The organism is Psychrobacter sp. 1Y4 (assembly GCF_051847555.1).
The window spans coordinates 1-827 of the sequence record NZ_JBPYDE010000348.1 but is presented as its reverse complement, the minus strand read 5'-3'; the positions used below and the strand labels follow the sequence as shown (position 1 = coordinate 827).

The following is an 827-nucleotide window of genomic DNA, read 5'->3' as shown; positions in this document are numbered from 1 at the left end:
GAAGCCTGGTTTGGTAATTTATATATCAACGGTTTGTACATATTTATCGTTTTTGGTATCCGATTTTTTTATGGCTGGTTTGTTTTTTGGAAAAATAATTTTTTAAAATTCTTGGCAATGTTGCAAAATAAACATCGAACTCAAACATAATCAAAGCTACGGGTTTCGTCTTGCGTATACCCTAGCAGAACCAGTTATCTCACCCTTCAAACCTATTAATAGACCACTTAAAATAGACTGCTATCATGGAACCACTTATAACAGACTAGCGAAACCAGCAGACCTTGTTAGGCTTTTCTATTGTCCAGCCTGTGAGTAACAATACTCGCAGGCTACAGTATCAGCGATAAATGGTTCTATAAAAAGTATCGCGATTCAGTACTTGATTTAAACAAACACTCGCCACAATATCCAAAATATACCTATCATCAAGACAGCGATGACGAGTAATCGTTTTAGCCAATAAGGGAGCAAAGGTTTCTTATAGCCCAAGTCATTCAGCTGACCATCGACACCATCTTGCAGGCTCTTAAATCCTTGGCTTTGCTTGGTGGTTTTGACACGATTTTTTACCAATGGTCCAGGCCCGTCATCGATCTCTTGCTCTCTATCGAAGCTAATGGCTTGGTTGGGGATACCTTGTTTACTAGCGATGGTATTGAGCTTTTGCTGTTGTTTTACCTTTAGTGCTGTCTCGTAGGCATCAATCCTAGTTTTGGCTTCATCCATACTGATGTTTTCGTCTGCCGCCAACGTTTTGATGGCCATTACCAAGTTATTTTTTTCGACCATCATGATGACGTCTTTTGGCAACTTGGTATTGACCG

At 39.7% G+C, this 827-nt stretch carries 1 protein-coding gene; it reads right to left on the bottom strand.

Annotated features, from left to right (window positions below):
• Positions 1 to 387: 387 nt before the first annotated feature.
• The gene (locus ACS8FC_RS16240; protein ID WP_439297535.1) at positions 388 to 813 is read right to left on the bottom strand and encodes a hypothetical protein; all 426 of its coding nucleotides are present in this window, start codon (positions 811 to 813) and stop codon (positions 388 to 390) included.
• Between the last annotated feature and the right edge of the window lie 14 nt (positions 814 to 827).